The sequence below is a fragment of the Plantactinospora alkalitolerans genome (assembly GCF_015690345.1).
GTDB lineage: Bacteria > Actinomycetota > Actinomycetes > Mycobacteriales > Micromonosporaceae > Plantactinospora > Plantactinospora alkalitolerans.
Genome location: NZ_JADPUN010000032.1, coordinates 1 through 26365, shown reverse-complemented (window position 1 = coordinate 26365; position 26365 = coordinate 1). Strand labels below are relative to the sequence as shown.

At 71.5% G+C, this 26365-nt stretch carries 26 protein-coding genes and 1 riboswitch; of the genes, 10 read left to right on the top strand and 16 right to left on the bottom strand.

From position 1 onward, the window contains the following. Nucleotides 1–39 precede the first annotated feature (39 nt). Nucleotides 40–1476 carry a hypothetical protein gene (locus I0C86_RS01095; protein ID WP_196199261.1) on the top strand — a complete coding sequence of 479 codons (1437 nt, stop codon included), beginning with the start codon at nt 40–42 and terminating at the stop codon, nt 1474–1476. On the opposite strand, the gene I0C86_RS01090 is transcribed toward I0C86_RS01095, so the two are convergent. The 6 genes from I0C86_RS01090 to I0C86_RS01065 all read right to left on the bottom strand — a co-directional run bounded on the left by I0C86_RS01090 (nt 1452) and on the right by I0C86_RS01065 (nt 7140). Next, a complete protein-coding gene (locus I0C86_RS01090) occupies nt 1452–2123 on the bottom strand; it encodes a hypothetical protein (RefSeq protein ID WP_196199260.1) in 672 nt (223 codons plus the stop codon). The two genes, I0C86_RS01095 and I0C86_RS01090, sit on opposite strands and share 25 nt — an antisense overlap. Continuing rightward, complete coding sequence (locus I0C86_RS01085) at nt 2120–2821, bottom strand: DUF4352 domain-containing protein (RefSeq protein ID WP_196199259.1); 702 nt, start codon at nt 2819–2821, stop codon at nt 2120–2122. The genes I0C86_RS01090 and I0C86_RS01085 overlap by 4 nt, the downstream gene beginning before the upstream one ends. Beyond that, nucleotides 2818–3333 carry a hypothetical protein gene (locus I0C86_RS01080; protein WP_196199258.1) on the bottom strand — a complete coding sequence of 172 codons (516 nt, stop codon included), beginning with the start codon at nt 3331–3333 and terminating at the stop codon, nt 2818–2820. The genes I0C86_RS01085 and I0C86_RS01080 overlap by 4 nt, the downstream gene beginning before the upstream one ends. A gap of 202 nt (nt 3334–3535) precedes the next feature. Beyond that, nucleotides 3536–4450, bottom strand: a complete 915-nt coding sequence (locus I0C86_RS01075; protein WP_196199257.1) for a cation diffusion facilitator family transporter — start codon at nt 4448–4450, stop codon at nt 3536–3538. A gap of 162 nt (nt 4451–4612) precedes the next feature. Continuing rightward, the gene (locus I0C86_RS01070; protein WP_196199256.1) at nt 4613–5629 is read right to left on the bottom strand and encodes a coiled-coil domain-containing protein; all 1017 of its coding nucleotides are present in this window, start codon (nt 5627–5629) and stop codon (nt 4613–4615) included. Between the two features lie 3 nt (nt 5630–5632). Further along, a riboswitch (cyclic di-AMP (ydaO/yuaA leader) is annotated at nt 5633–5764 on the bottom strand. A 350-nt stretch (nt 5765–6114) separates the two neighbouring features. After that, nucleotides 6115–7140: an SDR family oxidoreductase gene (locus I0C86_RS01065; protein ID WP_196199255.1), complete on the bottom strand. Its 1026-nt coding sequence runs from the start codon at nt 7138–7140 to the stop codon at nt 6115–6117. A 203-nt stretch (nt 7141–7343) separates the two neighbouring features. On the opposite strand from I0C86_RS01065, the gene I0C86_RS01060 reads away from it, so the two are divergent. Continuing rightward, a complete protein-coding gene (locus tag I0C86_RS01060) occupies nt 7344–8078 on the top strand; it encodes a polysaccharide deacetylase family protein (protein WP_196199254.1) in 735 nt (244 codons plus the stop codon). Between the two features lie 34 nt (nt 8079–8112). Here I0C86_RS01060 and I0C86_RS01055 read toward each other — a convergent pair whose 3' ends face one another. Both I0C86_RS01055 and I0C86_RS01050 read right to left on the bottom strand, forming a co-directional pair. Further along, a complete protein-coding gene (locus tag I0C86_RS01055) occupies nt 8113–9228 on the bottom strand; it encodes a glycosyltransferase family 2 protein (RefSeq protein ID WP_196199253.1) in 1116 nt (371 codons plus the stop codon). 133 nt (nt 9229–9361) lie between these two features. Continuing rightward, nucleotides 9362–9895, bottom strand: coding sequence for a hypothetical protein (locus tag I0C86_RS01050; RefSeq protein ID WP_196199252.1), 534 nt, complete (start codon nt 9893–9895; stop codon nt 9362–9364). A 103-nt stretch (nt 9896–9998) separates the two neighbouring features. Here I0C86_RS01050 and I0C86_RS01045 point away from each other — a divergent pair, with 103 nt between their 5' ends. Both I0C86_RS01045 and I0C86_RS01040 read left to right on the top strand, forming a co-directional pair. Next, nucleotides 9999–11255: a GNAT family N-acetyltransferase gene (locus I0C86_RS01045; RefSeq protein WP_196199251.1), complete on the top strand. Its 1257-nt coding sequence runs from the start codon at nt 9999–10001 to the stop codon at nt 11253–11255. 38 nt (nt 11256–11293) lie between these two features. Next, complete coding sequence (locus tag I0C86_RS01040) at nt 11294–11608, top strand: hypothetical protein (protein WP_196199250.1); 315 nt, start codon at nt 11294–11296, stop codon at nt 11606–11608. Nucleotides 11609–11640: 32 nt separating this feature from the next. Here I0C86_RS01040 and I0C86_RS01035 read toward each other — a convergent pair whose 3' ends face one another. The 3 genes from I0C86_RS01035 to I0C86_RS01025 all read right to left on the bottom strand — a co-directional run bounded on the left by I0C86_RS01035 (nt 11641) and on the right by I0C86_RS01025 (nt 14239). Continuing rightward, a complete protein-coding gene (locus I0C86_RS01035) occupies nt 11641–12117 on the bottom strand; it encodes a ribose-5-phosphate isomerase (protein ID WP_196199249.1) in 477 nt (158 codons plus the stop codon). A 112-nt stretch (nt 12118–12229) separates the two neighbouring features. Next, entirely contained in the window at nt 12230–13483 is a 1254-nt protein-coding gene (locus tag I0C86_RS01030; protein WP_196199248.1) for a DUF1015 family protein, read from the bottom strand. 129 nt (nt 13484–13612) lie between these two features. Then, nucleotides 13613–14239 (bottom strand): mycothiol-dependent nitroreductase Rv2466c family protein, encoded by a 627-nt coding sequence (locus tag I0C86_RS01025; RefSeq protein ID WP_196199247.1) that lies wholly within the window; start codon nt 14237–14239, stop codon nt 13613–13615. Between the two features lie 215 nt (nt 14240–14454). Between I0C86_RS01025 and pepN the strand changes: the two genes are divergently transcribed. Next, the gene (pepN, locus tag I0C86_RS01020) at nt 14455–17004 is read left to right on the top strand and encodes an aminopeptidase N (RefSeq protein WP_196199299.1); all 2550 of its coding nucleotides are present in this window, start codon (nt 14455–14457) and stop codon (nt 17002–17004) included. 156 nt (nt 17005–17160) lie between these two features. On the opposite strand, the gene I0C86_RS01015 is transcribed toward pepN, so the two are convergent. The 4 genes from I0C86_RS01015 to I0C86_RS01000 form a co-directional block, all read right to left on the bottom strand. Then, the gene (locus I0C86_RS01015) at nt 17161–17526 is read right to left on the bottom strand and encodes a DUF5130 family protein (protein ID WP_407676251.1); all 366 of its coding nucleotides are present in this window, start codon (nt 17524–17526) and stop codon (nt 17161–17163) included. Between the two features lie 64 nt (nt 17527–17590). Next, on the bottom strand, nt 17591–17887 hold the full coding sequence (gene ctaJ, locus I0C86_RS01010; RefSeq protein WP_456319940.1) for an aa3-type cytochrome oxidase subunit CtaJ: 297 nt from the start codon (nt 17885–17887) through the stop codon (nt 17591–17593). Between the two features lie 442 nt (nt 17888–18329). Further along, the gene (gene kynU, locus I0C86_RS01005; RefSeq protein WP_196199245.1) at nt 18330–19625 is read right to left on the bottom strand and encodes a kynureninase; all 1296 of its coding nucleotides are present in this window, start codon (nt 19623–19625) and stop codon (nt 18330–18332) included. A gap of 71 nt (nt 19626–19696) precedes the next feature. After that, the gene (locus tag I0C86_RS01000) at nt 19697–20599 is read right to left on the bottom strand and encodes a tryptophan 2,3-dioxygenase (RefSeq protein WP_407676249.1); all 903 of its coding nucleotides are present in this window, start codon (nt 20597–20599) and stop codon (nt 19697–19699) included. Between the two features lie 180 nt (nt 20600–20779). Between I0C86_RS01000 and I0C86_RS00995 the strand changes: the two genes are divergently transcribed. From I0C86_RS00995 to I0C86_RS00985, 3 genes are all read left to right on the top strand, one after another. Next, on the top strand, nt 20780–21232 hold the full coding sequence (locus I0C86_RS00995; RefSeq protein ID WP_196199244.1) for an Lrp/AsnC family transcriptional regulator: 453 nt from the start codon (nt 20780–20782) through the stop codon (nt 21230–21232). A gap of 175 nt (nt 21233–21407) precedes the next feature. Next, a complete protein-coding gene (locus I0C86_RS00990) occupies nt 21408–21929 on the top strand; it encodes a hypothetical protein (protein WP_230393321.1) in 522 nt (173 codons plus the stop codon). A 96-nt stretch (nt 21930–22025) separates the two neighbouring features. After that, nucleotides 22026–22772 (top strand): class F sortase, encoded by a 747-nt coding sequence (locus I0C86_RS00985; RefSeq protein ID WP_196199243.1) that lies wholly within the window; start codon nt 22026–22028, stop codon nt 22770–22772. Between the two features lie 24 nt (nt 22773–22796). Here the strand turns inward: I0C86_RS00985 and I0C86_RS00980 are convergent, their stop codons facing one another. Next, a complete protein-coding gene (locus I0C86_RS00980) occupies nt 22797–23330 on the bottom strand; it encodes an HNH endonuclease (protein WP_196199242.1) in 534 nt (177 codons plus the stop codon). A gap of 362 nt (nt 23331–23692) precedes the next feature. Between I0C86_RS00980 and I0C86_RS00975 the strand changes: the two genes are divergently transcribed. Continuing rightward, nucleotides 23693–24733, top strand: coding sequence for a mechanosensitive ion channel family protein (locus I0C86_RS00975; RefSeq protein ID WP_407676250.1), 1041 nt, complete (start codon nt 23693–23695; stop codon nt 24731–24733). Between the two features lie 327 nt (nt 24734–25060). After that, the coding region (locus I0C86_RS00970; RefSeq protein WP_196199240.1) for an MFS transporter at nt 25061–26365 on the top strand (1305 nt) is incomplete at its 3' end.

Below are 26365 nucleotides of genomic sequence, written 5' to 3'. Positions count from 1 at the left end.
GGTCAACCTCGATCCCCTCGGAGCGTTAGCCTGTGCCGCGTGGCAGCAATCGGCGGAGGGCGATCCGCGCCCCGCTCCGCTGGTCGACCTCCCCGGCTGGGCCGGGCCTTGCTCGGTACGGGAATCGTCGTGGGCAGCGCCCTCAGGCTGCTGGCCCGGCACTGGCCGACGCTGTTCGCGCTCCACCTTGCCGGGGTGGCGGCCCGGGAGTTCATCCTGATCGCAGCGGTCCCGCTCAGCCGCTTCAACGGAATGCTGGCCGTCCTCGTGGTGGTGCTGGCCCCGATCGCCATGCTGACCGCGTTCACCCTGATGCTCCGGGTCGTACGCGGCTCGCTGCCCTACCTGGCCGCCGCGACGTCGCCGGAGGCTGTCGTCTCCACGCCGGACGGTCGACGCCGGAGCCTGCTGGACCACGTCGGCAGCGCGCTGGCGCCGTTCCTGGCCGTGTACGCCGCGATGGGCTACCTCCAGGAGGACCTGAGCCGTTACCAGTACCTGGTGGTCGTCGACGACACCTTCGGCCGGGCCGAGGTGTTCGACGGCGCGCCGAGCCAGTTGGCGGAGCGCATTCCGGCATCCGTCGGCACCACCCTCGTCTCGGTGATCGTCGTGGCGGTCGTCCTGCGCTGGCTGCTCTCCAACTGGCAGGGTCGGCTGCGCTGGCCGTGGTTGGGCGTGGTCGGGGCGTACGTCGAGGTGATCTGGATCGTCGTGGTCGCCGGCGCGCTCCAGGCGGTACAGAAGCCGGTGACCGCGTGGGCACAGGAGCGCCGGATCATCAACTGGCTGCTCGACACCGGGCAACACCTGCTCGGGTACCTCGGACCGCTCGCCGAGCCGGTCCACACCGCCGGAATCTGGCTCGCCGGCCTGCTGGCCTCGGCGGACGCGGTCATCATGGTACCGGTGGCGTGGCTGGCGGCCGGCGCCGTGGTCTACGGTCACCGCCTGACCCCACCGCCACCGGACGCCGAGCGCTACCAGCGGGCCCGCCTGCCGCGACCGATCCGGGCGGTCTACACCGCTGTCGGCACCGAACTACACGAACGGCTCGGCCCGCTGGTACATGGTCTCCGGCTGCTCACCCGGGCGGGCCTGGCGCCGATGCTGCTCTTCTGCCTGGCCTTTGTCGCGTCGCAGAACGTCCAGTACTGGCTCTGGGAGTGGGAACGGCTGCTGGTCGGCCCACGGGACCTGGAGACGGTATGGGTGCCGCTCTCCGGCCCACTCGGCATTCTGAACGAGTCGATCGGGATCGTGCTGCTGGTCTGCCTGCTCGCTGCGGCGATCGACCGGGTACTGCGGTTCCAGCCTCCCGCCCCGGCCACCGAGTCGGCGCCGGCCCCGGATCGGGGCCCGGACCGAGGCCCGGATCGGGGCCCCGACCGAGGCCCGGAAACGCCGATGCCCCGGGGCCACGCCGGGAACGCCGGGAACGCCGGGGCTGCTCAGCCGGCCGAGAGTTGGGCGTAGCGGGGCAGCATCGAGGTGGTGACCACCCGGGCCGCGACCGGGGACGACGACTCCGGCAGAACGAAGTAGAAGACCTTTTCGTACGGCCGGCCACCGGCGTCGCGCTCCGGACCGCAGCCGCCGGCCAACACCCCCGCGCCGAGCAGTTCGGCCGGACCGGCGGAGGAGAGCCGGCCGTCGCTGTCCTCCAGCCAGACCGAGCAGCCGACGACGCCCTCCGGCGTATCCGGTTCGAAGAGCACCGTCGCCCGCCAGGCCCGCACTCCGGCGGGGAGCGGGAACGGCCTGCCGTCCCGGCCGGTCAGTTCGGTCGTGGAGGTCAGCTCCGCCAGCCTCATCCGGGACCCGGCGTACGTCACCCAGCCGTCCGGGCCAGGGACCACCGCCCGTCGGGGCTCGGCCCGGGTCATCTGCTCGTAGCCCTGCCTGACGGCGGGTCCGAGTGCCAGGGCGAGGGCCGGCAGCAACGCCAGCACGCCCCACCGGTTGCGTCGCCACCAACCGCGCGCCGCCGCGTCACCGGTCGACGCCACGACGGGCCCGTCGATCCGGGGCAGCACCGCGGTCTCCGCGCCCTCCGGCGACGCCACGGCAGGCCCCTCGATCCGAGGCAACACCGCGGTCTCCACCTCGCCCGGCCACGTCACGGCGGACCTACCTTCGCCGGTGTGACGACGGCCGGGGCCGGATCCGCCGACCAGCGGTCGATTGTGGACCGTGGCACCGGAAGCAGTGGCACCTCCGCCATCGCGTCCATCCGCCGGTCGAGGACGGGCTGCGCCAACCGCAGCCAGAGCCGGGTGGCGGTGTCTCGGGGAACCTCGAAGACGATCTCGCCCTCGACCGGTATTCCCGGCTGGAGAGTACGGCTGCTGCTCGTGAGCGGCTGTTCGAGCCGGGCGGTCTGCTGATGACTGCGCTCCCGCTCGTCCCGGAGCGCGGCGTAGTTGACGGTGGTCGCCTCGTCCGTGGCGCTCAGGCGTACCCGGACCAGCACCCACACCCCGGCGGTGTCGTACACCCGGCCGCGCTGCGAGACCTTCGCCGCGCCGCGCACGCTGACCACCGTGGCCTCGAAGGTACGCACCGAAGCCAACTCGCCGAAGCCACCCTGCTGGACGAAGGGCCGCTCCCGGACGTCGCTCGTCGGGCGCAGCGCGGCGAGCGGACCGCCGACGGCCAGCGCGGCGAGCACCAGGACACCGACACCCAGCCGGGAGCCTATCCGGGCGAGCCGGCGGGGCGGCGCCTGGTGGCCGGGCACCTCGACCGGCGGCTGGGCACCGGGCGGCACCCGGAGTCCGGCGGTCTCGGCCGGCCCCTGGTCACCGGGCCAGGCTGTCATGTCCGCTGATCCTCGACCGGTGCGACGACCTCGGCCCGAGGTGCGGGATCGAGCCACGTCATCGTTCCGGTGAGGCTGTCCTGCCGCAAGGTCTTGCCGAGGATCTGCACGGTCACCGCGCTCGGGCGGCTGTCGCCGGCCCGTTCCCAGACGAAGGCGAGTTGCTCGGGCATCCCGGGATTGAGCCGGACGCGTTCCGTGTCGTCACGCATCAGTACGACGTACGCCGGCTTCTCGCTCCTGAGGCCCTCGGCGCCGGGCAGCCGGAGGACGTCCCACAGGTCGGCGCGGCTCTCCGGGGCGGTGACCTCGACGGTCGCGACGACGCCGACCCAATGGTTGCCGGCGGTCGTCGGCTTGTGTGCCGGCAGGTCGGCGATCAGTCGGACCCGCACCACCGTCACGTTCCACGGCTTGCCCCGGTCGACCGCCCCGAGCTCCACAGTGGGCAGTTTCGACCTGTCGACGGTGTCCAGCCCGCCGAAGATGCCGGAGACCGCCACCACCGTCACGCCCACTCCCGTGGCGACCCATCGCAGCGGGGCTGACATCAACCGGGCGACGGGTCCGGTCCGACCGCCGCCCGGGCCTGCCCCCGTGCCCAGCACGGAGTAGAGCCTATCCGAGCCCCGCTCTGCTCATCGGGACCGTGGCGGTTAACGGGGGACCCTTCCTCTACAGAAAGCGATAAGAAGGGGCCCTTCCTTAACTGCGTCACCACGAGCTTCCGTGACAGAGCTGCTCGGCGCTCGGCGGTTCGACCTGGAGGGTGGCGTGGTCGATGCCGAAGTCGTCGTGCAGTTGCCGGCGAGCCGCCGCCAGTACCGCCGCCACGTCGGCACCCTCGATCAGGTTCAGGTGCGCCGATGCCACGTCCATCCCGGAGGTCAGGGTCCAGACGTGCAGGTCGTGTACCTCGGTGACCCCGTCGAGGCCGGCCAGCCGCTCCCGGACCAGGGTGACCTCGACGTGCGGCGGCGCGGCCTGCACGAGTACCCGGCCGGCGGCCAGGGCCAGCTTCCAGGTCCGGGGCAGGATGAGCAGGCCGACCACGACGGCGACGATCGGGTCCGCGTACCGCCATCCGGTCGTCGCGATGACCGACGCGGCGATGATGACGCCGACCGAACCGAAGAGGTCACCGAGCACCTCCAGGTAGGCGCCGCGCAGGTTGAGGCTCTCCTTGGCCCCGCCGCGCAGCAGCAGGAAGGCCACCACGTTCACGGCGAGGCCGCCGACGGCGACGACCAGCATCGGCCCGGCCGCGACCTCGGGCGGATCGTCCAACCGGCGGACCGACTCCACCAGTACGAAGATCGCCATCCCGGAGAGCAGCACGGCGTTCGCCAGCGCGGCGAGCACCTCCAGGCGGTACAGCCCGAAGGTGCGCTGCGGATCGTTCGACGCCCGGCCGGCGGCGGTGATCGCCGCCAGCGCCATGCCGATGCCGAGCACGTCGGTGAACATGTGTCCGGCGTCCGAGAGCAGTGCGAGCGAACCGGTCAGCCAGGCGGCGACGGCCTGCACCACCATGTAGAGGGCCAGCACTCCGAACGCCAGCCAGAGCGGGCGACGGTGCCGCTCCCCGGCCCAGGTCTGCGGACTCGCGTGTGTGTGTCCGGCACCCATCGCCTGGCCCCCTTCCCGGGCCAGCCCCCGCCGTCCCGGAGAACAACGTATGCGGACATCGCTATGTATGCAAGTTGAAGATGGATGTCACAACGGAACCGCCCCGTCACCCGGAGTGGGTGGCGGGGCGGTTCCGTTCGTACGGGGTGTCGTGCGCGACCCCTACAGCATCGACATGTGCACGTGGTCGGTGTGGTCGCTCGGACCGCTGTAGGACTTCCAGCCGGTGGCCGGGAACCAGATCTCCTTGTACCAGATCACGTACAGGATGCCCAGTCGATCGGCGTTGCGGACCAGGAAGGCGGTGAGGTCGTTGCCGTACTTCATCTGGTCGTCGTTCGCGGCGCGACTGAAGCCGGAGTTCTTCAACGACCAGTCGCAGGCCCGGCCCTTGGGATGCTCGAACGGACCACCGTCGCGGTGACAACCGACGAACCGCTTGAAGCCGGCCCGCCGAACCTCGTTGTACGCGTGCAGGGTCCGCGGCGTGACGCAACCGTTGGTGGTCGGATCGGGCTTGCTGCAGGACTCGCCAGGGAAGCCGTCCGCCATGCCCGGCCCCGGCCGGGCGACCGGCGACTTGGCGTCCACGAGGCCCCGGTCGGGGCGCGACCTGCCGCCGACCAGCGCGAGCGCCTTCTCCGCCTCCTTCTGCTGCTTCTTGATGATCTGTTCCTGCGCGGCCTGCTTCTCGACCTCGGCGTCGACCGCCGCCTTGGTCTGGCTGACCTGCTCGCGCGCCTGGTTCAGGGCCCGGAGCTTCTGGTTGTTGAACAGGTTCAGCTCATCCAGCGCGGCGGCCCGATCGATGAACGAGTCGGACGAGGCGCTGTTCAGCAGCATCGTCACGGCACTGAGCTTGCCGCTGCGGTACGACTCGGCGGCGATCTTGCTGGCCTCCGGAGTGAGCGCCGCCAACTTGGCCTCTGCCCGCTTGAGGTCTTCGGCGAGTTGCGCCTGCCGCTGCTTGGACTTCTTGACCGCGGCCTTGGCTTCCGCGTACCGCTTACCGGTGGTGGCGAGGACGTCACCGAGGATCGGCGAGTCGACGTCCTCCTTCGGACCCGCCGGCTTCGGCGCGGCCGGCGCCGCCGACGCTACCGACGGAACCACGATCAGTGCCGCGGCGGTGAGCAGTGCCAGGGCAGGCGCCAGCGATCGGCGTAGGGGTGCCCTCACATGTATCCCTTCCGTCGGCCGCCGACCGGGTTAGCTGACGGGTTCGGGATGGAAGAGGTCCCTACCGCTCGCGCGGATTCACCCCACGTGCATGGGTCCCCGGTTCGCCGGGTGGCGATTAGGCGGCGATCAGCGCCGGCACCACGTGGTATCCGGCGGCTATGAACGGCAGACAGCATACCTGGTTCCACTTCCGGAATGGCAAGACCCGATTGCCGGCAAAAGGCGTTGCCACGCAACGACTATCAGTAATCACGGCGTGGCAGATCCATCGAGAACATCCTTTGCGGTAGCGATTATTAACAAGATGCTGTCGACCATTTACCTAGCGCGCGGGCGGGGTATCGCCGACCCGCCTCGGAAATGTCCAGTTTGACCGGTCGACGATTGCCGGCTGTCTGCAACAAAGCCGCAGGTCAGGCTGGTTACCCGGGGCGGGCCGGCCGGATCCGGCACCGAGACCGCCGACCTGGCGACGGACCCGGCTACCGCCGGCGGCGCGCGACGGTGCGGAGCACCGCACCGACCGTCGTGGCGACGGCCAGCCCGGCGGCGAGCAGGCCCCGGTGTTGCGACAACCACAATTGCGGACTGTGAGCCCGGGACCGCAGGTCGAACGAGCCGTGCGCGCCCGGGTCCGCCCCGCCGCCGTCGTCGACCGGATACCACAGGTTGCTCGGCCGGCGCGGATCGTCCGGCTGGTCGGTCTGTTGAGCCGAGTAACCCGAGCGGGCCAGGTAGCGATCGAGCAGACCGGGTACGCACCGGTTGGCGAGGATGGTGCCGACGGTGGACGCCCCGACCCAGTACTCCCGGCGCCGTGGCCGGTCGGCCGCGTGGGCGATCGCCCGGGCGGCGACCTCCGGCTGATAGATCGGCGGTACCGGCCGGGGCCGGTTACGCAGCCGGGACAGCCCCCAGTCGAACTGCGGGGTGTTCACCGCCGGAAGGTGCACCATGGTGATCCGTACCGGGCTGCGGTCGTGCAGAAGTTCGGAGCGCAGCGACTCGGTGAAGCCGACTATTGCGTGTTTCGCACCACAATAGGCGGACTGTAGGGGAATCGACCGGTACGCCAGCGCGGATCCGACCTGCACGATGGTTCCGGACCCGCGCGGCACCATCCGACGAAGCGCGGCCCGGGTCCCGTACACGTAACCGAGATAGCAGACCTCCGTCACCCGGCGAAACTCCTCCGGGCCGATCTCGGAAAACGGCGCGAACACCGATGCGAAAGCGTCGTTCACCCAGAGGTCGATCGGTCCGAGTATCCGGGTGGCCAGGTCCGCCGCCTCCTCGACCTGGTGGTGATCCGACACGTCGGTCTCGATCGGCAGCGCGACACCCCCGTTGGCCCGTACGTCCTCGGCGGCGGCACGCAGCCCGGTTCCGCCCCGGGCCAGCAGGGCCAGCCGCATTCCCCGTCGGGCCAGCAGCCGTGCCGTGGCCCGGCCCACCCCCGCGCTCGCTCCGGTGATCACCGCCACCCCCGGCGCAGGTCGGGCACGCATCCGTCGTCTCCTCTGTCCATCCTGGCCACCGGCCCGGCCCGGCCCGGCCTCGGGGAGGCCGCCGGCCTGCCCGGCTACCCGGGATCACGCGCGACAAACGTCGGGTGACCCGGAGCCGGCCGCGCGAATCCGGCAACGGACCCCGTCCCATTCCACCCGTCCGGGTGAGGGTGAAGGCGGCCGTCACGGGTACCCGGCCGGCGATGGTGAGGCGGGTGGAGGAACGGGTGCGGGCACGCGCGGTACCGGCGACGACGGTCGGTGCCGCGCTGGCCGTACAGGCCGTGCCGGCCCTGACCGTGCTGCCCGGCGTACGACTCCGGTTCTTTCCCCGGCTGAGCGGCCGGGGCGCCCCGGGCCACGTCGCGCTGACCTTCGACGACGGTCCCGACCCGAACTCGACCCCGCTCTTCGTCGAGGCCCTGGCCGCGCACCGGACCCGCGCGACGTTCTTCCTGCTCGGCTCCATGCTCGCCCGGGCACCGGAACTCGGCCTGGACCTGGCAGCCGCCGGCCACGAGGTGGCGGTGCACGGCTGGGCACACCAGAACCTGCTGCTCCGAGGCCCGCACGCGACCTACCGCGACCTGGCCCGGACCCGCGAGCTGATCGAGGCGGTGACCGGGCGGACGCCCCGGTTCTTCCGGCCACCGTACGGCGTGTTCAGCACCGCGGCACTGATGGCCGCCCGGCGGCTGGACCTGACGCCGGTGCTCTGGACCTGCTGGGGGCGGGACTGGACCCGTTCGGCGAGCCCCTCGTCGGTGCTCGACACGCTGCGGTCCGGTCTGGCCGGTGGCGGGACGGTGCTTCTGCACGACTCCGACTGCACCTCCGCGCCCGGCGCCTGGCGGGCCAGCCTCGCCGCACTGCCGCACCTGCTGGAGGAGTGCCTGAGCCGGGGCTGGCGGGTCGGGCCGCTCGGCGAACACGGCTGACCCGGCCCGAGGACCAGGCCGGGGCCTTGGCCGGTCAGTTCACCCGGTCGGTCAACTCGCCGGGCAACGCCTCGACCCGGGTTCCGGGCACGGATGCCGGGGACGGGCCGCTTCCGGCCGGAACCGGCCCGGTGGCCGGATGTCTGATCCGGGCGACCATGCCGATGTGGGCCCGGCGGGCGACCCGGAGCGCGGCGAACAGGCCGTAGCCGCCTCGGCCGACGATCCGGTGCTTGAGCCCTATCGTGCCACCGGGCGGCCGGTATCCACCGGTCGGAAGATGTGCGCGGTACCGGGTGACGATCTCGGCGAAGAACTCCCGGCGCCGGCCCGGTGGCACCCGCCGAGGATGACCGAGGACCTGCAGCAGGTGCCAGATCATCCGCTGGAAGATCAGGTGACGCAGTTCGGCGGGCACGGCCGGATCGGCCTCCAGCCCCGCCAGGACCCGGTCCCAGTGCGCGAAGACCTCGAAGTGGCGCTCGCTGACCGTCGAGGTGATCGCCCCGCCGGGCCGCTGCCGGTACGCGTAACAACAGCGGTCCAGCAGGCTGATCCGCTCGGCGGCGAGCATCAACGGAAAGGTGAACGAGACGTCCTCGTACCAGCCGGAGCCGAAGGTCAGTCCCGACTCGGCGAGGAACTGCCGCCGGATCACCTTGTTGCAGGTGATGTGCAGCACCGACAGCAGCTCCGGGCGTTCCCGCAGCGTGAAGGTGTCCGGCACCGGCCGGCCGGCACCGACCTGGGACAACGAATGGTGCCGGACCCCGCCGTTCGGAAAGTGCCGGGTGTACGCCGTGACCAGGAGATCCGGCGCGGTCCGGGTCAACCGGTCGGCGACCGCCGGCAGCGCCCCATCGGGCAGCCAGTCGTCGCTGTCCAGAAACCACACGTACTCGCCGGTGGCGTGGACGAGCCCGGCGTTGCGGGCCGCACCCAACCCCTGGTTGTGGTCGAAGGTCACCACCACGATCCGGGGGTCCCAGGCGGCGTACCGGGAGAGGATCCGGGCGGAACCGTCGGTCGAGGCGTCGTCCACCGCGACCAGTTGGATGTCACGCATGGACTGGCCGAGGATCGAGTCCAGGCAGTCGGCCAGGTACTTCTCCACCTGGTAGACCGGAACTATCACACTGAGCAGGGTCACCGTCGGCAACCTCCGAAGGAGGGGCGGAGACCGAATAGTAGCGTCAGGTAATTGAACAACAGGCGCAGAGTAACTATCGAGTGACCAAATTGTGATTTATCGCTTTGATCAAATGCCTGTCCCGGATCAGGCTTCAGAGTCCGGCGACCCAGTTCCACAGGTCCACGACCCACTCCGTCTGGCGCAGGTAGGCCACCCCGACACCGACCAGGAACACGGCGGTCACCAGGTGCGCACCCCGGGCCGTACGCCGGATCCGGCCGAGCTGCCGCTCCCAGACCACCCGCCCGACCAGCCGGGCCAGCGCGAAGAGACCGACCGCGACGAAGAGGGTCAGCACGAAGGTGACGACCGGACTGGTCAGGTCGCCACGCCCCGAGATGGCCCAGATCCCCCAGCAGACGAAGGCGAACAGGCCGCCGATCATGCTCCAGTGCATCCCGCGACGCAGCTGCCGCCAGTGGTACCCCGGGGGCAGCCGGTGCGGCTCCTCCTCCACCGCCGGCCACCCCGTGCCGGTCGGCTCGTGCGGCGTCACCGGCGTCGACCCGGCACCCGGCCTGGGCGTACCCACCGGTGCGACCCCACGCCGGAAACCCTCCGGACGGACACCCTCCGGCGGCATCTCGACGGTCCGCTCGGCCCACGGTTGTGTCTGCTCTGACATCTGGTCCTCCCCATCGGCTCGGGCGCGAACCCGTCCCGGTTTCGAGGGTAGCCAGCCCGTAAACAGGTCGCGGAATCAGCACCCGGTGGACTAGACAGGGACGATGCTCGACACAGAGTCACCGATCGAGGCCGCGACCCCCGCCGACCTGGACGACATCGACTCGCTGATGCGGACCCTCTTCCACAACGAACCGGACGCCACGCTGTCGGAGGTCCATGCCGGCATCGCCGAACCGGGACGGTCACTGGTGATCCGGTCCGGCGGGACCGTGGTGGCCCACGCGGGCGTGTACACCCGAGGGCTGACCGTGCCGGGCACCACGCTGCCGGCCGCGCACGTCACGGACGTGGGGGTGGCGCCGAGCCACCGGCGCCGAGGGCTGCTGAGCCGGCTGATGCGGCAGCAGTTGCGGGACGTCCGGGCCGCCGGGCGGGAGCCGATCACGGTGCTCTGGGCCAGCGAGGGCCCGATCTACCCCCGGTTCGGCTACGGCCAGGCGACCCAGCAGTTGTCGCTGCACGTCGACACCAACGCGCTACGGCTGGTCGCGCCCGTCCCGCCGGATCCGTCCGGCGGTCCGGAACCGGACGTCACGTTCCGGATCGGCGATCCGCTCCAGCTCCGGTCCGTAATCGCTCCGCTCTACGAACGGGTCCGCGTCGGCCGCCCCGGCTGGTCCGACCGGACCGAGCCCTGGTGGCGGTACGTGCTGACCGACTACCCCTCCCGCCGCTTCGGACCGGCGGACCGGCAGGTCGTGATCACCGAGACACCGGCCGGACCCGCCGGGTACGCGCTCTGGCGCAGCCGCGCCGAGTGGGACGTCCGTGGGCCGCGCGGCCAGGTGATGGTCGACGAGGTGGTGGCCGACGATCCCGCTGCCTACCAGGCGCTGTGGCGCTTCCTGCTCTCCATCGACCTGACCCGGAGCGTCAGCTTCCACCACGCCGCCATCGACGAGCCGTTGCAGTACCTGGTCGACGAGCCGCGTCAGCTCGGCGCCGGACTGAACCACGGACTCTGGGTCCGGATCGTCGACCTGCCGGCCGCCCTGGCCGCCCGAAGTTACGCCGCCGACGTCGACGTGGTGTTCGACGTCACCGATCCGCTGCTGCCGGAGAACGCGGGCCGGTGGCGGCTGACCGTGGCGTCCGGTACTGCCGAGTGCACCCGGACCGACGCGCCGGCCGAACTGGCCTGCGACGTACGCGATCTCGCCGCCGCCTACCTCGGCGGACCCTCCCTCGGCACGCTGGCCACGGCCGGACGGGTCCGGGAGGTCCGGCCCGGCGTACTGCCCCGGGCCTCCGCCGCGTTCGGCTGGCACCGGGCGCCCAGCGGACTGGGAGTGTTCTGAGCGGCGACCCCAGGGCTGTCGGGCGGTAGGGTCGATCCATGGGCGATCCGGAGCGTCGACGGCGCCGGCTGCGGCACGAGACTCCGAGCGGTAGCGGCGGACCGGCCGGCGAGGCACGCCGCGGTCCCGAGTCGGGTGCCGGCCCGGGACCGGCTGGCGACGACCGGGACGCGGAACGCGGTCTGCGCGGCCTGATCGGCTCGGGCGCCTCGCAGGTGAACGTCTCGGCAGCGATGCGGGCCCGGGACGCGGCCCGGCCGTCGGACGCCGACCTCGCCGAGGCGGCCGAGCGGCTGGTCCTGGTCCGCCGCAACTGGGTGCCCCGGGAGGACCTTCCCCGCAACGGGCGCTGACCGCCGCGCCGGTCGACGTCGCGGGTCCCCGGCTACGGGGTGGTCGGCAGCGCCGGCAGCGTCCCCGCCTGCTCGTACTCGGCGACCTGGGCGATCCGGCGTGCGTGTCGCTCGTTGCCCGAGAACGCCGTGGTGAGGAACGCCTCCACGATCGCGGTCGCCTCGTCGAGGGTGTGCTGCCGGGCACCCACCGCCACCACGTTCGCGTCGTTGTGCTGCCGGGCGAGCTGTGCGGTCTCCACGTTCCAGGCGAGCGCCGCCCGTACGCCGGCGACCTTGTTCGCGGCGATCTGCTCGCCGTTGCCCGACCCGCCGATGACCACACCGAGGCTGCCGGGGTCGGCCACCACCCGGGCGCCGCTGTGCAGGCAGAACACGGGATAGTCGTCGTCCGGGTCGAACAGGAAGGGCCCGACGTCCACCAGGTCGTAGCCCTGCTTGGCCAGGTGGTTGGCCAGATGCACCTTCAGTTCGTAACCGGCGTGATCGGATCCCAGATAGACGCGCATACCGCGCAGTCTTCCAGTTCGCCGTACCGGCCCGCCGGCAGGCGTGGCGGCAGCCGGACAGATCACAGCCCGGACGGCCGCGAAGCCGACCATCCGGGCGCCCGGCGGCCGGTCAGTCGGGCGGCAACTGCCCGCCGTCGCGGCCCAACTCGGCCAGGACGAGGCCACCCCGGGCCTTCGGGGTGAACCAGGTGCTCTTCCGGGGCATCTTCTGCCGGGCCAGGTTGACCGCGACGAAGTCCTGCACCGTCACCGGGGCGATCAGGATCGCCAGCTCCGCCCGGCCCGCGTCGACCTCGCCGACCAGCCAGGCCGCCGGGTAGTCGCCACCGACGTAGGTGATCCGCTTGTCTCCGGGATCGAGACCGAGCGCCTCCCTGAGCAGAACCCGCTCGACGAGCGCGTGGTCCAGGTTGTCCACCCCGTCCCCACCGCCCGGCGGCAGCGTGACCGCGTACGACGTGCCGGCGGCGTACAGGACGACGGTTCCGCCGGAGTCGGGCACCGCCGCCGGGCCGGTCATCGGCTCGACCCGCGCGCCCGCCCCGCGCAACCGGGCGATCAGCTCGTCCGGAGTGCTGGTCAGCTCGCTGACGAGCCGGTTGTACGGCTGGATCGCCACCGACGCGGGCGTGGTGATCACCGCGAGGAAACGTGGCAGCCCGCCGGTCTGCGCGGCCAGGCTCCGATGGTTGCCGTCCGCGACGACCAGCTCTCCGGCGCCGGCCAACGCCAGCAACTCGTCCTGGTGCCGGCCCGGCCCGACGAGCCAGATCGCGTGGGTCCGCCCCGCCTGGTCGGTGTCCGTCGCGGCGGGTGCGCCGGCCCTGTCGGTGGCCTCGGCGAGGGCCAGGTGCAGGGCGCCTGCCGGATCGCGGTCACCGGGGTCGGCGGCCCGGTTGCCCGTCTGGAGCAGCAGCACCGGCGAGAGGAGATGGCCGGTCGCCTCGGCCAGCGCCACCCGCTCCCGCACCTTGGCGATGAAGACCTCTTCGTTGCGGATCACCAGGCCGGGCTCGTCGGCGCTGGTCGAGATCTGGTCGGTGTCGACCATGGCGAACAGGCCGTAGCCGGGCTCGTCGTCCGCCGCGGTTATCCGGTACAGCACCACGACCTGCTCGGCCGGGGTGTAGCTGCCGTCGTCCCGGGCCTGCGCCAGCCGGGCGACGGCGTCGGGCAGCGACTCGACGAAGGACCGCCCGACGCTCTCCGGCGCCCGGTGCGGCATCTCGATCGCGAGTGCGCTGTGCGGATTGGACCTGATGATCTCGGTGATCTCGGCGTCGTCGGCGAACTCGTCGTAGTTCTGCGCGCCGGTGCCGCCCGTGGTGATCCAGGCCCGGGTGATCGGATGCACGACCGTCATGCCCCGGAACGCTACCGGCGGCGCCGGATCCGCCGTACGGACACCCCGCCGTGTCCACCCCGTGGGCGGCCCCGGGATCCCTGGTCGGGACCCCGGAGCCGATCACCCGATCGAAGCTGGGTGCCGCACTCAATCGAAGCTGGGCGCCTCGGTACGGCTCCGCTTCAGCTCGTAGAAGCCGGGGGTTCCGGCGACCAGGAGCACCCCGTCCCACAACCGGCCAGCGGCCTCGCCCTTCGGCGCCGGGGTGATCACCGGGCCGAAGAACGCGACGGTCTCGCCCGGCACCGGGCCCGGAGCGTGGATCACCGGCGTGCCCACGTCCTGACCGACCGGCTTCATCCCCGCGTCGTGGCTGGCCCGCAGTGCCACGTCGTACTCGGTCGAATCGGCGATCTCGGCCAGCGCCGGGTCCAGCCCGACATCGGCCAGCGCCGCCCGGTAGAGCTCCTGGCCCCGCTCCTCCTTACCGAGGTGGATCCGGGTGCCGAGGGCGGTGTAGAGGTCACGAACCACCCCGGATCCGTGCGTCTGCTCCACCGCGATGCAGATCCGGACCGGACCCCAGGCCTTCTTCAACCCCTCCCGGTACTGCTCCGACACGTCCCGGCCCTCGTTGAGCACCGAGAGACTCATCACCCGGAACCGGACATCGACCGGACGTACCCGCTCCACCTCGAGCAGCCAGCGAGAGGTGATCCAGGCCCACGGACAGGTCGGGTCGAAGAACATGTCAACGGCCGCACGTTCGGACACGGCGACTCCCTTCGTCGTAGGGGCGCCGGGCTCGGCGACACCGTTACAGATCTTCACCCCAGTAAACCCGTATCGACAGCGGGATGAGACCGTGACCTGGAGCACCAATACCACGGTCGCCGACATGAAAGACTCGGCGTGAGTCGTGGGGATGGCTCGATGCTGTCAATGACGACAGCCAGCGGGAAGATCGGATGGAGATTCACGTGCCCGGAGTGCGCAACCTGACCCAGGTCGAAGCGACGGAGCGGGGGCGTCTGCTCGACGTCACCAGCTATGACATCCGCCTCGACCTGTCGTCCGCCGGACGAGCCGCGGACAACCGCACCTTCCGCTCGACGACCGAGGTCCGGTTCCGTTGCGCCGAGCCCGGTGCCACCACGTTCATCGAACTGGCCGCGGACGCCGTCCGGGCCGCGACGCTGAACGGCGCCCCGGTCGACCTGTCGGACTGGTCCGCCGAGGCCGGGCTCACCCTTGTCGGCCTCGCCGCCGAGAACGTCCTGGTCGTCGAGGCCGACTTCCTCTACTCGTCCAGCGGGCAGGGGCTGCACCGCAGCGTCGACCCGGTCGACGGCGAGACCTACCTGTACAGCCAGTTCGAGACGGCCGACGCGCAGCGGGCCTTCGCCTGCTTCGACCAGCCCGATCTGAAGAGCGTCTTCACCTGGCACGCGACCGTTCCGGCGCACTGGCGGGCGGTGTCCAACATGCCGGTACGCGAGGAGGAGCCCGCCGGCGCGGAGAGCAAGACCATCCACTTCGTTCCGTCGGCCGTGATGAGCACCTACGTCACGGCGATCTGCGCCGGGCCGTACCACGAGGTCCGCTACAGCCACGACGGCATCGACCTCGGATACTTCTGCCGGGCCAGCATGTCCCAGTACCTCGACTCGGCGGACCTGAACCTGGTCACCACCCAGGGCTTCGACTTCTTCCACGAGCAGTTCGGCGTCCGCTACCCGCTGCCGAAGTACGACCAGGTGTGGGTACCCGACTTCAACGCCGGCGCGATGGAGAACTTCGGCTGCGTCACGCACGCCGAGGCGCACTACCTGTTCCGCTCGCAGGAGACCGACTTCGAGTACGAGCAGCGGGCCAACACCATCCTGCACGAACTGGCACACATGTGGTTCGGCGACCTGGTGACCATGCGCTGGTGGAACGACCTCTGGCTGAACGAGTCGTTCGCCGAGTGGGCCAGTCACTGGGCCAACGCCAACGCCACCCGGTTCTCGGACGCCTGGACGACGTTCCTGTCGGTCCGGAAGAACTGGGGCTACCGCCAGGACCAGCTCTCCTCCACCCACCCGGTCTACTGCGAGATGCCCGACCTGGAGGCGGTCGAGGTCAACTTCGACGGCATCACGTACGCCAAGGGCGCCAGCGTGCTCAAGCAGCTCGTCGCGTACGTCGGCGAGGGGCCGTTCCGCCAGGGCCTGCGCAGTTACTTCGGCAAGTACGCCTGGAGCAACGCCACCTTCGACGACCTGCTCACCGAGCTGGAGGCGGCCTCCGGCCGGGAACTGCGCAAGTTCGCCGCCGAGTGGCTGGAGACCGCCCAGGTCAACACGCTGCGGCCGGAGGTGACGATCGGCCCCGACGGCGCGTACCAGTCGGTCGTGGTGGTGCAGGAGGCGCCGAGCGAGCACCCCACGCTGCGTACGCACAGGATCGGGGTCGGCCTCTACGACCTGCGGGACGGTCGGCTGGTCCGGCGGGACCGGCTCGAGGTCGACGTCGTCGGGGAACGTACCGAGCTGCCGCAGCTCGTCGGCGTGGCCGCACCGCAGGTGCTGCTGCTCAACGACGACGACCTGACGTACGCCAAGCTCCGGCTGGACGAGCGGTCGATGGCGACGGTCGTACGGCACATCGACGCCTTCGAATCGTCGCTGCCCCGGGGCCTGTGCTGGGCCGCCGCCTGGGACATGGTGCGGGACGCCGAACTGTCGGCCCGGGACTACGTGGCGCTCGCGTTGACCGGCCTGCCGGCCGAGACCGACATCAACCTGGTCACCCAGACGCTCCGGCAGGCCGCCGCCACGCTCACCTCGTACGCCGCCCCGGACTGGGCGCCGACGGGCTGGCGCCAGCTCGCCGGCACCGCGTCGACCGTCCTGCGGGGGGCGGAGCCGGGCAGCGGGTTGCAACTGACCTGGGCGCGTACCTACGCCTCGGCGGCCCGCAGCGACGCGGAGCTGGCCGTGCTCCGGGGCTGGCTGGACGGCGTCGAGGTGCCGGACGGGCTGGCCATCGACACCGAGCTGCGTTGGACGGTACTCCGGGCCCTGGTCGCGAACGGGGCGGCCGGGCGGGCCGAGATCGACGCGGAGTTGTCGTCGGACCGGACGTCGAGCGGTGAGCGGGAGGCCGCGCTGGCGTACGCGCTGATCCCCACCGCCGAGAACAAGGCGGCGGTGTGGCGCGCGCTGACCGGGGACGAGATCCTGCCGAACTGGCGGCACCGGGCACTGTTGCAGGGCTTCCAGCATCCGGCTCAGGTCGAACTGACCGCCCCGTACGTCGCGCCGTTCTTCGCCTCGACCGGCCAGGTCTGGGCGAGCCGGGACAGCGAGCCGGCGCAGGAGTTCGTCATGCTGGCGTACCCGGCGTACCAGGTGAGCGAGGACACCGTCCGGGCCACCGACGGTTGGCTGGCCGAGTCGGGCCATCCGGCGTCGCTGCGCCGGCTGGTCGCCGAGGGCCGGGACGGCGTGCTCCGGGCGCTGCGGGCCCGAGCGAAGGACTCCGCCTCGGCCTGAGCACGGCACCGGTCGGCCATTCCGCCGGGCTGGCGGGTGATCCGGGAGACGGGCTGCGGGTGCCGGGCGGCAACGCGGTCCCGTCCACCGAGGTGGAACAGGCCGAGCTGCCGTTTCCGGTGCGGGTGGCTCCGGGCGGCTGGCTCGGCTGACCGGTCAGCCGGTCCGGCCGGCGCGGGTGGCGAGCTGGTCCAGGCCGCTGACGATGCCGCCGGTCAGGTCGCCACCGCCGAAGGCGGCCACCATCGAGAGCGCGGCCAGCTTGGCGTCCCGGTCGGGGATCCGCTTACGCGCCTCCGAGCCGGTCACCACCTCCAGCACCCGCTGGTTGGGCGAGAGCGCGATCAGCACGGCTCGGGCGGGGTCGGTCAGCTCGGCGTGCAGCCGCTGCGCGTGCTCCCGGACGGGGTCGGTCAGCGGCCCGACGTAGACCGTGAAGACCAGCCCGGTGGAGCCGTCGGCGACCCGCAGCGCCTCGTCGATGCGCAGCAGTTGGCGGGTGGTGAAGGGACCGTCCAGCACGTTGGGCCGCTCGGTGGTGTCGGGTCCGGCCGAGGTCTCCGGCCGGTCGGTCGTCGCCACGCTCTTACCAGCGGTCACTTGCGCCCCCTGTCACGCCGGCGCGCGTCGGCGCGCTGATGGTCTCGATCTCGCCGCTGGTCAACGCGCGGGCCTCCGCGCCGGCCGGCAGTGCGGTCCGCGCGGACTCGCTCAGGTGCTCGGGCGAGGAGAGGAACCAGACCGGCGTGAACTCGAACGGCCGCCCCGGCCGGTATCGCCGGGCGTTACGCCCGCTCTTGCCGGCCCGCGCCAGCACGGTGATCACCAGTATGGCGCCGAGCGGGATGGCGACAAAGATCAGCAACGTCTCGGAAACAGACAACCTGAACGCCCCCAGACGAAAACGGGATCATCGTGCTCGGTCCGGGCAGTTGACGATCTTGTCAATCCACCCGATCCGGTCGCCGTTCACGGTATCGGAAAGCGACGCCCGGCAGATCTCGGGGGGCCGATCCAGCGGCGACGGGCAGCGGATCCGTTCGCCGACGGCCGGTCGGGCACGGCGAGGCGGGTGTGCCGGGCCCCGCCGTGCCCGTCGAACGCGACCAGTGTCGGTCCGCCCGGTGGGGCCGGCTCCCACGGCATCGGCCCCACCGGGCGCGCCATTCACCAGTTCGATCGCGACCCGACCCCCGAAGGACGGCGTGATCGCGGCTTCCTTCGCCGGCTCTGACGTGTTGCCCGCAACAGTAGGAAGACCATCGACAGGGACGAAAGGTTTCGTCGGATTCCGTACCGGTCGATCCGCAGCCGGTAGGAGCCGGTCACGGCAGGGGCTGACCGGTTTCGTCGACGAGTCCGGCCAGCGCCTCGACCGCCCGCCAGCAGTCGTGGTACGTCGAGTAGAGCGGCACCGGGGCCAGCCGGATCACGTCCGGCTCGCGGTCGTCGACCAGCACCCCGTACTCGGCCCAGAGGCGCCTGGTCAGCGCGGCGGCGCCGCCCTGGCCGATCCGCACCGAGAGCTGGCAGCCGCGCCGGGCCGGATCACGCGGGGTGATCACGGTGATCGGGCGGGTCGGGGTGATCTGGTCCAGGAGTTGCTCCAGATAGCCGGTCAACCGCTCGCTGCGGTCCCGCAGCGCGGCCATCCCGACCTCCTCGAAGATCCCCAACGCGGAGCGCATCGGCGCCATCGCCAGTACGGGCGGATTGGAGATCAGCCAGGCCTCCGCCGTGGCCGGTGGCCGGGAGACCGGGGCCATCTCGAACCGGGTCGCCTCGTCCGTGCCCCACCATCCCTCGAACCGGTTGACCGTCGGGTCGCCGAGATGCCGCTGGTGTACGAAGATCCCGGCCAGCGCCCCGGGGCCGGAGTTCAGGTACTTGTACGTGCACCAGGCGGCGAAGTCGACGTTCCAGTCGTGCAGGGCGAGCGGCACGTTCCCGACCGCGTGCGCGAGGTCCCAGCCGACCAGGGCACCCGCCCGGTGGCCCGCCTCGGTGATCGCGGGAATGTCCAGCACCTCGCCGGTCAGGTAGTTGACGCCGCCGAGCAGGACCAGCGCCACCCGGTCCCCCTCGCGGTCGAGGTACGCGACCACGTCCTCGGTCCGTAGGGTCTCCTCGCCGGGGCGGGGACGCAGCCGTACCACGGCCTCGTCCGGATCCAGCCCGTGGTGCCGGGCCTGACTCCGTACCGCATAGCTGTCCGACGGGAAGGCGGCGTCCTCGATCAGGATCCGGTTCCGGGCGCCCGCCGGCCGGTAGAACGACACCATCAGCAGGTGCAGGTTGACCGTCAGCGAGTTCATCACGACGGTCTCGTCCGGCAGCGCACCGACCAGCGACGCACTCGGGCCGGTGAGCGAGCGGTAGGACGGCACCCAGGGCCGGTCACCGGAGAAATGGCCGGACACGCCCCGGGTGGCCCAGGCGTCCAGCTCGGCCAGCAGGTCGGACCGGGCGGCCCGGGGTTGCAGGCCCAGGGAGTTCCCGACCAGGTAGGCCGCCTCCGGATACCGGCCGCCCTCGGCCGGCGGTACGTGGAACAGGTGCCGGTGGCCGGGATCGGCCTCGTCGCGGCGCCGGGCGGTCGCCTCCGCCTCCGGGGTGGTCATGCGGTTTTCCGCTCCTTCCTGCATCACCCGCGTCGCCGCGGGATCCGGCCGTACGGCACGGCCGGTCTCCGCTACATCTCGGTCCGGGCGGCCCACAGCTCGGGGAAGACCTCCCGGGCCATACTCCGGCGCAGCCACGCCGCGCCGGCCGATCCTCCGCTGCCGACCTTCGCGCCCATGGTCCGGCGTACGGCCTTGAGGTGCTGGTGCCGCCAGTCGTCGAACTGCTCGACGATCTCGCCCAGCGTCTCACCCAGGATCCGGAGGTGGTTGTCCGGACCGGGGTCGGCGTAGATCTCGACCCAGGCCGCGGTGACCTCGGCGCTCGGCTCGGTCTCGACCGAGAAGTCCCGGTCCAGCAACCCCGCCGGGATGTCGAAGCCCCGCCGCGCCAGCACCGCGGTCACCTCGTCCCAGAGGCTCGGCGCCCGCAGCGTCTCGACCAGGTCGGCGTACACCTCGGGTTGCCGGTGGAACGGGCGGGCCAGGGAGGCGGACTTGAGCCCGAGCAGGAACTCCAGGTTCCGGTACATCGCGGACTGGAACCCGGAGCCCTCGCCGAGCAGGTTGCGGAACCGGTTGAAGTCGGCCGGGGTCATCCAGCGCAGCCCGCGCCAGGCGGCGTTCAGCCCCTCCAGGTGCAGGGCGGCGCGGCGCAGCGGGGCGAGGGCGGCCCACACGTCGTCGTCGCGCAGCCGCTCCCGCGCCTGGCGCAACTCGAAGCAGGTCAGGCCGAAGTAGAGCTCCATGATCTGGCTGACCATCAGGAAGGACATCTCGCCGGGGTCCCGGCTCAGCGTCTGCTGGAGGCTGTGCAGGGTACTGGCGTGCACGTACGCCTCGTACGGGGTCCGCTCGGCGAGTTCCAGGGTGGGCTCGCCGCCGTTGGCCGCCGCCCGGGCCGCGCGCTGCTGGGCGTTCGCCGGCCGTACGCGGGGCCGCTCGGGCAGCCGCTGCCGTTGATCGCTCTTCACCAGTTGCCTCCGTTCCGTGACCCGACACCGTCATGATCTCGTTGTTCGACCGGTCGACGGAATGCCGGAACGACGGCACTTGGCCGGCAGCTTCCATGGTTGTGGGGTTGATTGGCGAGATGACTTAACGTTTGAAAGGTCCTTTCGAGGCTCGCGATGAATTACGGAGAGTCAACAACTATGGATGACATGGACTGGGCGCTGCTGCGGGAACTCCAGGCCGACGCCCGGCTCTCGTTCAGCGAGCTGTCCCGGCGGGTCCACCTCTCGCCGCCGGCCGTCGCCGAGCGGGTACGGCGGCTGGAGGAATCCGGCGTCGTGACCGGTTACCACGCGCACGTGGACCTGGCGCGGGCCGGGCGGGCCGTGGTGGCGATGATCCGGATGTCCTGTTACGGGTCCCGGTGCATCCTTCGCGACCCGGCGGTGCCCGGCTGGCCGGAGATCCTGGAAATCCACCGGATCACCGGGGACGCCTGCAGCATGCTGAAGGTGGCAGCCGGGTCGATCGAGGCGTTCGAGCAGGTCATCGACAGACTCGCCCCGTACGGGCAGCCGTCGAGCACGATGGTGCTGTCCAGTCCGCTCGGCTGGCAGCCGGTCGTCCCGATCGCGCCCGCACCGGCCGACTGACAAGCGCCCGTACCGGCCGACCGAGGCGTCCCACCCCCGGTCGGGACGGGTACCGGCCATCCCCGGTTGACCCTGCCGGGCGCCGGGCGCGTGTGTGCTCCGAGTCGATGGGAACACCGATCCCGACGACGGTCGTGCCCACGACCGGCCGGGAGAACCGGCGGGAGGGAAAGTCATGCTCACTGCGAAGATTGTCGGCCGCACGATCGCCGCCGGCATCACCGTCGCCGCCCTGGTCCCGGGGCCGCTGAACGGGGCCGTGTCGGCCGTACGGGCCGGGGCGAACACGTTCGTGGAGGTGACCCCGAACACCGCCCAGGTGGGTAGCCGGGTCAACCTCCGGGCGAGCTGCGAGAACGGCAACAACCAGCAGGCGACCGTGCAGTCCGAGGCCTTCGGCCGGGTCATGCTCCGCCCCGACAACGGCTTTCTCACCGGTTCGGTGACGATTCCGGGCAACAAGGCACCCGGGCCGTACGCCGTCAACCTGAGCTGCCAGAACGGCAACACCGCCACCACCACGCTCACCGTGGTGAACATGAGTCAGGGCAGCCAGGGACCGGCCACCGGTGGTGGCGGTACGGCGGGCGGACCGGGCGGTGCGCTGATCCTCGCCGGCGGCATCGGTGTGATCGCGCTCGGCCTCGGATTCGGGCTGGCCGGGCGGAACCGTCGGCGCACCGAGCCGGGTAGCTGATCCGGACCGGCGATGGTCCGCCTTCCTCCGGCCGGCGGCGCGTGGCGGGATCGGGCGGGCCGGTGGCGGGACCGGGCAGGCCGCTGGCGACACCGCATGGCCCGACTCGTCCGGCAGGCCACCGCGGCGAGCATCACCAGCCCGGACCCGACCGACGGCACTCCGCCCGGAACGCTGGGCACGGTGCCTCCGAAGCCGACCCGCCGGACGGTACGCCGGGGTGGGCGGATCCGGCGGCCCGGCCCGGTGGCCGTGATCATGGTGCTGCTCGGCCTGTTCATCGCCCTCTTCGGGGTGCAGAACCTGACCGGCCTCACCGTGCTGCCGACCGGGCTGAACTTCGGTGCCCCGGCGCCGCCCCGCAAGTTCCCGGTCCTGGAGTCGAGCCCACCGGTGGGAATCGGCATCCGGGCGCTCGGCCTGACCGCTCCGGTACATCCGGTGGGCGTGGCCGGGGACGGCACGATCGACGTGCCGGCGTCGGACCGCCGCGACGAGGCCGGCTGGTACAGCCAGAGTCCCACCCCCGGCCAGTACGGGCCGGCGGTGATCGTCGGTCACGTCGACACCCGTACCGGGCCGGCCGTCTTCCACGACCTCGCCGGACTCCGGCCCGGTTCCAAGATCGAGGTCAACCGGGAGGACCAGTCGGTGGCGGTCTTCGAGGTCAACTCCGTCAAGCGGTTCAACAAGTCGCAACTGCCGGTCGAGCGGGTCTACGGCGACTTCAGCCGGCCGTCCCTGCGGCTCATCACCTGCGGCGGGCGCTGGGTGGGCGGCTCCACCGGGTACGCCGACAACGTCGTCGTCTTCGCGTCCCTCGTCTCCGCCCGCCGGTCGTGACCGGCGGGGGCGGGACGGGTCGGGTCAGGCCGCTTCGGTCTCGCGCAGGTCCAGCCAGTCCGCCCAGCGCGGGTCCGGTGCCCGGTGGCCGAGCACCCGCCAGGCGGTCCCCTTCGGCGCGGCGGGCAGCGCGTGCAGCCGCCAGCCCAGCTCCGCCGGCGTCTTGTCGCCCTTGGTGTGATTGCACTTCGCGCAGGCCGCGACGACGTTCTCCCAGGCGTGCCGGCCACCCCGGCTACGCGGAAAGACGTGGTCGATGGTCTCGGCCGGGCCACGGCAGTAGACGCACCGCCAGTTGTCCCTGGCGAAGATCGCCCGCCGGGACAACCCGACGTGGGTCCGGTACGGCACCCGCACAAAACGGGTCAACCGCACAACCGACGGTACGGGAAGGGCGTTGCGGGCACTGTGCAGGATGCCTTCCCCGTCGGCCACGCAGACGGCCTTCGACGACAGAACCAGGATCGCGGCTCGACGCACTGAAACGACACACAGCGGCTCATAGGTGGCATTGAGCACCAACGCTCCGGAGCCCACCGTGGGTCGTATGTCAGGCATCGCGCTCACCCTCTCGGTCGTGTCTCGTCCGCTCCCTGTCGCCCGCCGGTGCCGACCCCGCTCCCGGTGGCCACAGTCGGCCCAGCACGCACCGACAGACCGCCACGACCGCGGCCGACGCCGGCAGATCACCGGCGTCCGTGCGCCAATAGTCCCCGATAGGTGCCCCGATTGCACGCACTAATCGGGGGTCCCGCAGAAAGCTTTCACGTCCCGTGGCAAGATGACCGGTTCCGTCCCCTCGCCCTGGCCCGGCCGGAACCCTTCCGAGGCCACGGCGGCCTCGGCCACGAGCCGGCGGGTCGGCCGACGACAGTCGCCGGCCGTGCGGTACGAAGACAGTCGTGAACCCCGCGAACCTGTTGACCGCCGTCGTCCTCGGGCTGCCTTCGCCGTCGACCCCGGCCCCCGAGCCGAGCTGCCTCGACAACCCGCCCTGCAAGCTGGTGTACCAGGTGACCGACTCGGTGTGGTTCGCCGAGGGCAGCAACTACCTGCTGATCAAGCCGGCGACCATCGTGCTGATCCTGCTGCTGGCGATCCTGCTCCGGTACCTGCTGAACCGGACCATCAACCGGCTGGTCCGCAGCACCTCCGAGAGCAGGATCCCGGCCGTGCTCCGGCCGCTGCGGGAACGGATCCCCGCCGCCGCACCCGACCCGCAGGCCGTCGTACCCGAACGGCGCCGCCAGCGGGCCGAGGCGATCGGTTCGGTGCTGCGCAGCCTGACCACGGCGGTCGTCTTCGCCATCGCCACCCTGCAGATCCTCAGCGAACTCAGCCTCGACCTGGCACCCCTGCTGGCCAGCGCGGGCATTGCCGGCCTGGCCCTCGGCTTCGGCGCCCAGACCCTGGTCAAGGACCTCATCGCCGGCCTCTTCATGCTGCTGGAGGACCAGTACGGCGTCGGCGACACGGTGGACCTCGGCGAGGCCACCGGCGTGGTGGAGGCGGTCGGGCTGCGGATCACCACCGTGCGGGACGCCCGTGGGGTGGTCTGGTACATCCGCAACGGCGAGATCATCCGGGTCGGCAACAAGAGCCAGGGCTGGGCCATGGTCGTCGTGGACATGCCGATCGGCTTCGCCCGTACCGAGGAGGCCACGGCGGTGCTGCGGACCGCGGCGGCCTCGGTCGCGGTCGATCCGGAACTGGCCCCGGAACTGGTGGAGCCGCCCGAGGTGGTCGGGGTCGAACAGATCACCGTGGACGGCTCGGTGATCCGGACCATCGCCAAGACCACGACGGAGGGACAGTTCGCGGTCTCCCGGGAACTGCGTCGCCGCCTGGCCGAGGCGCTGGAGAACTCCGGAATCACCGCCGGGATGGCGGCCACCCGGATGTTCCCCCGGCCGGCGACACCGCCGGCCGAGGGCGAGACCGGCCAGGGTGGAGCGACCTGACCGACCGACGGGCCGGCGTGCGGCGGCCCGATCCGTCGGGCGGGCGGGGCGCGGACCGGACGGCTGCCTCCGCCGTGCCGGACGGCCCTCGGCGAGGCGCCGCGTGGCAGGGGTCGCGTACCGCGCGGGCGGTCGGGTATCGTCCGTTCGACCAGTCGGAGATGCGACGATCTATCCGTTCGCCCTAGCCAGTTGTCATACGATCGGGCAGAATCCAGAACAAGCTCCCTCCCGGAGCGTAATGAAGACCTCGCTGATCCGAACGTCTGACGTTCCCGGCAGCCCCATCACATTTGGTCAGCGGTCGAGAACGATGGAGGCCCATCGGTGTCCGAAGAGACACACGCGCCCGAAAGGCCGGCAACCTTTCGGGAGGTGTTCGCCGAGCGTGAATATCGGGCGATCTTCGCGGCTACCGTACTGACCTGGACCGGTGACTATCTCGCCAAGGCCGCCGTCACGCTGCTGGTCTACCAGCAGAGCCAGTCGGTCGCGCTCTCGGCCGCCGCGTTCGCGACCAGCTACCTGCCCTGGCTGATCGGCGGGCCACTGCTCACCACCCTGGCCGACCGGTATCCGTACCGGACGGTCATGGTCATCTGCGACATCATCCGGCTGCCGCTGTACGCGGTCATCGCGATCGACGGCCTGAGCACCGAGATGATCCTCGTGTTGCTCTTCGCCGCCACCCTGGTGAGTCCGCCGAGCCAGGCCGCCCGGTCCGCGACGCTGCCACTCATCCTCGCCGGCGACCGACTCGTCGTCGCCCTCGGTCTGAACGCCAGCACCGGCCAGGCGGCGCAGGTCGTCGGCTATCTCGTCGGCGCCGGCATCGCGTTGTACAGCCCGACCCTCGCGCTACTGATCAACGCCGGCACGTTCGGGCTCTCCGCGTTGATCATCTGGTTCGGGGTCCGGCACCGGCCCGCCGCGGTGGCCGACGGCGGCCGCCGTCACCTGCTGCGGGAGACCGCCGCCGGCTTCCAACTGGTGTTCGGCACCCCGGTGCTGCGGGCAATCGCGATCATGGTCTTCTGCGCGATGCTGTTCGCGATCGTTCCCGAGGGACTGGCGGCCGCCTGGGCCACCACCTTCGCCAGCGAGGGTGCCGACCGGAGCGCCACCCAGGCCCTGATCATGATTGCCGCGCCGGCCGGCTTCATTCTCGGTGGCCTGCTGATCGGCCGGGCTGTCCGGCCGGACCGGCGCCGGGCCCTGGTCCGGGTGTTCGCGGTCCTCGCCCCCCTGGCGCTGGTACCCACCCTGCTGAACCCGTCGCCACTGCTGGTGGCGCTGCTGGCCGCGGTCGCCGGCTTCTCGGTCGCCGGCCTGCTGCCGGTGACCAACGGCCTGTTCGTGCAGGCACTGCCGCACGGCTACCGCGCCCGGGCGTTCGGGGTGATGAACACCGGCGTCCAGGTGATGCAGGGCGGCGCGGTCCTGATCACCGGGGTACTGGCCGAACGGTTCCCGATCCCCCGGGTGGTGGGGCTCTGGAGCGTCGCCGGGGTGCTGCTGATGCTGCTCCTGGCGATCCGCTGGCCGCGTTCCGAACGGTTCGACGCGGCGATCGCCCGGGCTCAGGAACGCAGCGCCAGCCCACCCCAGGTCGTGCCCGAACGGGCCGGCGGC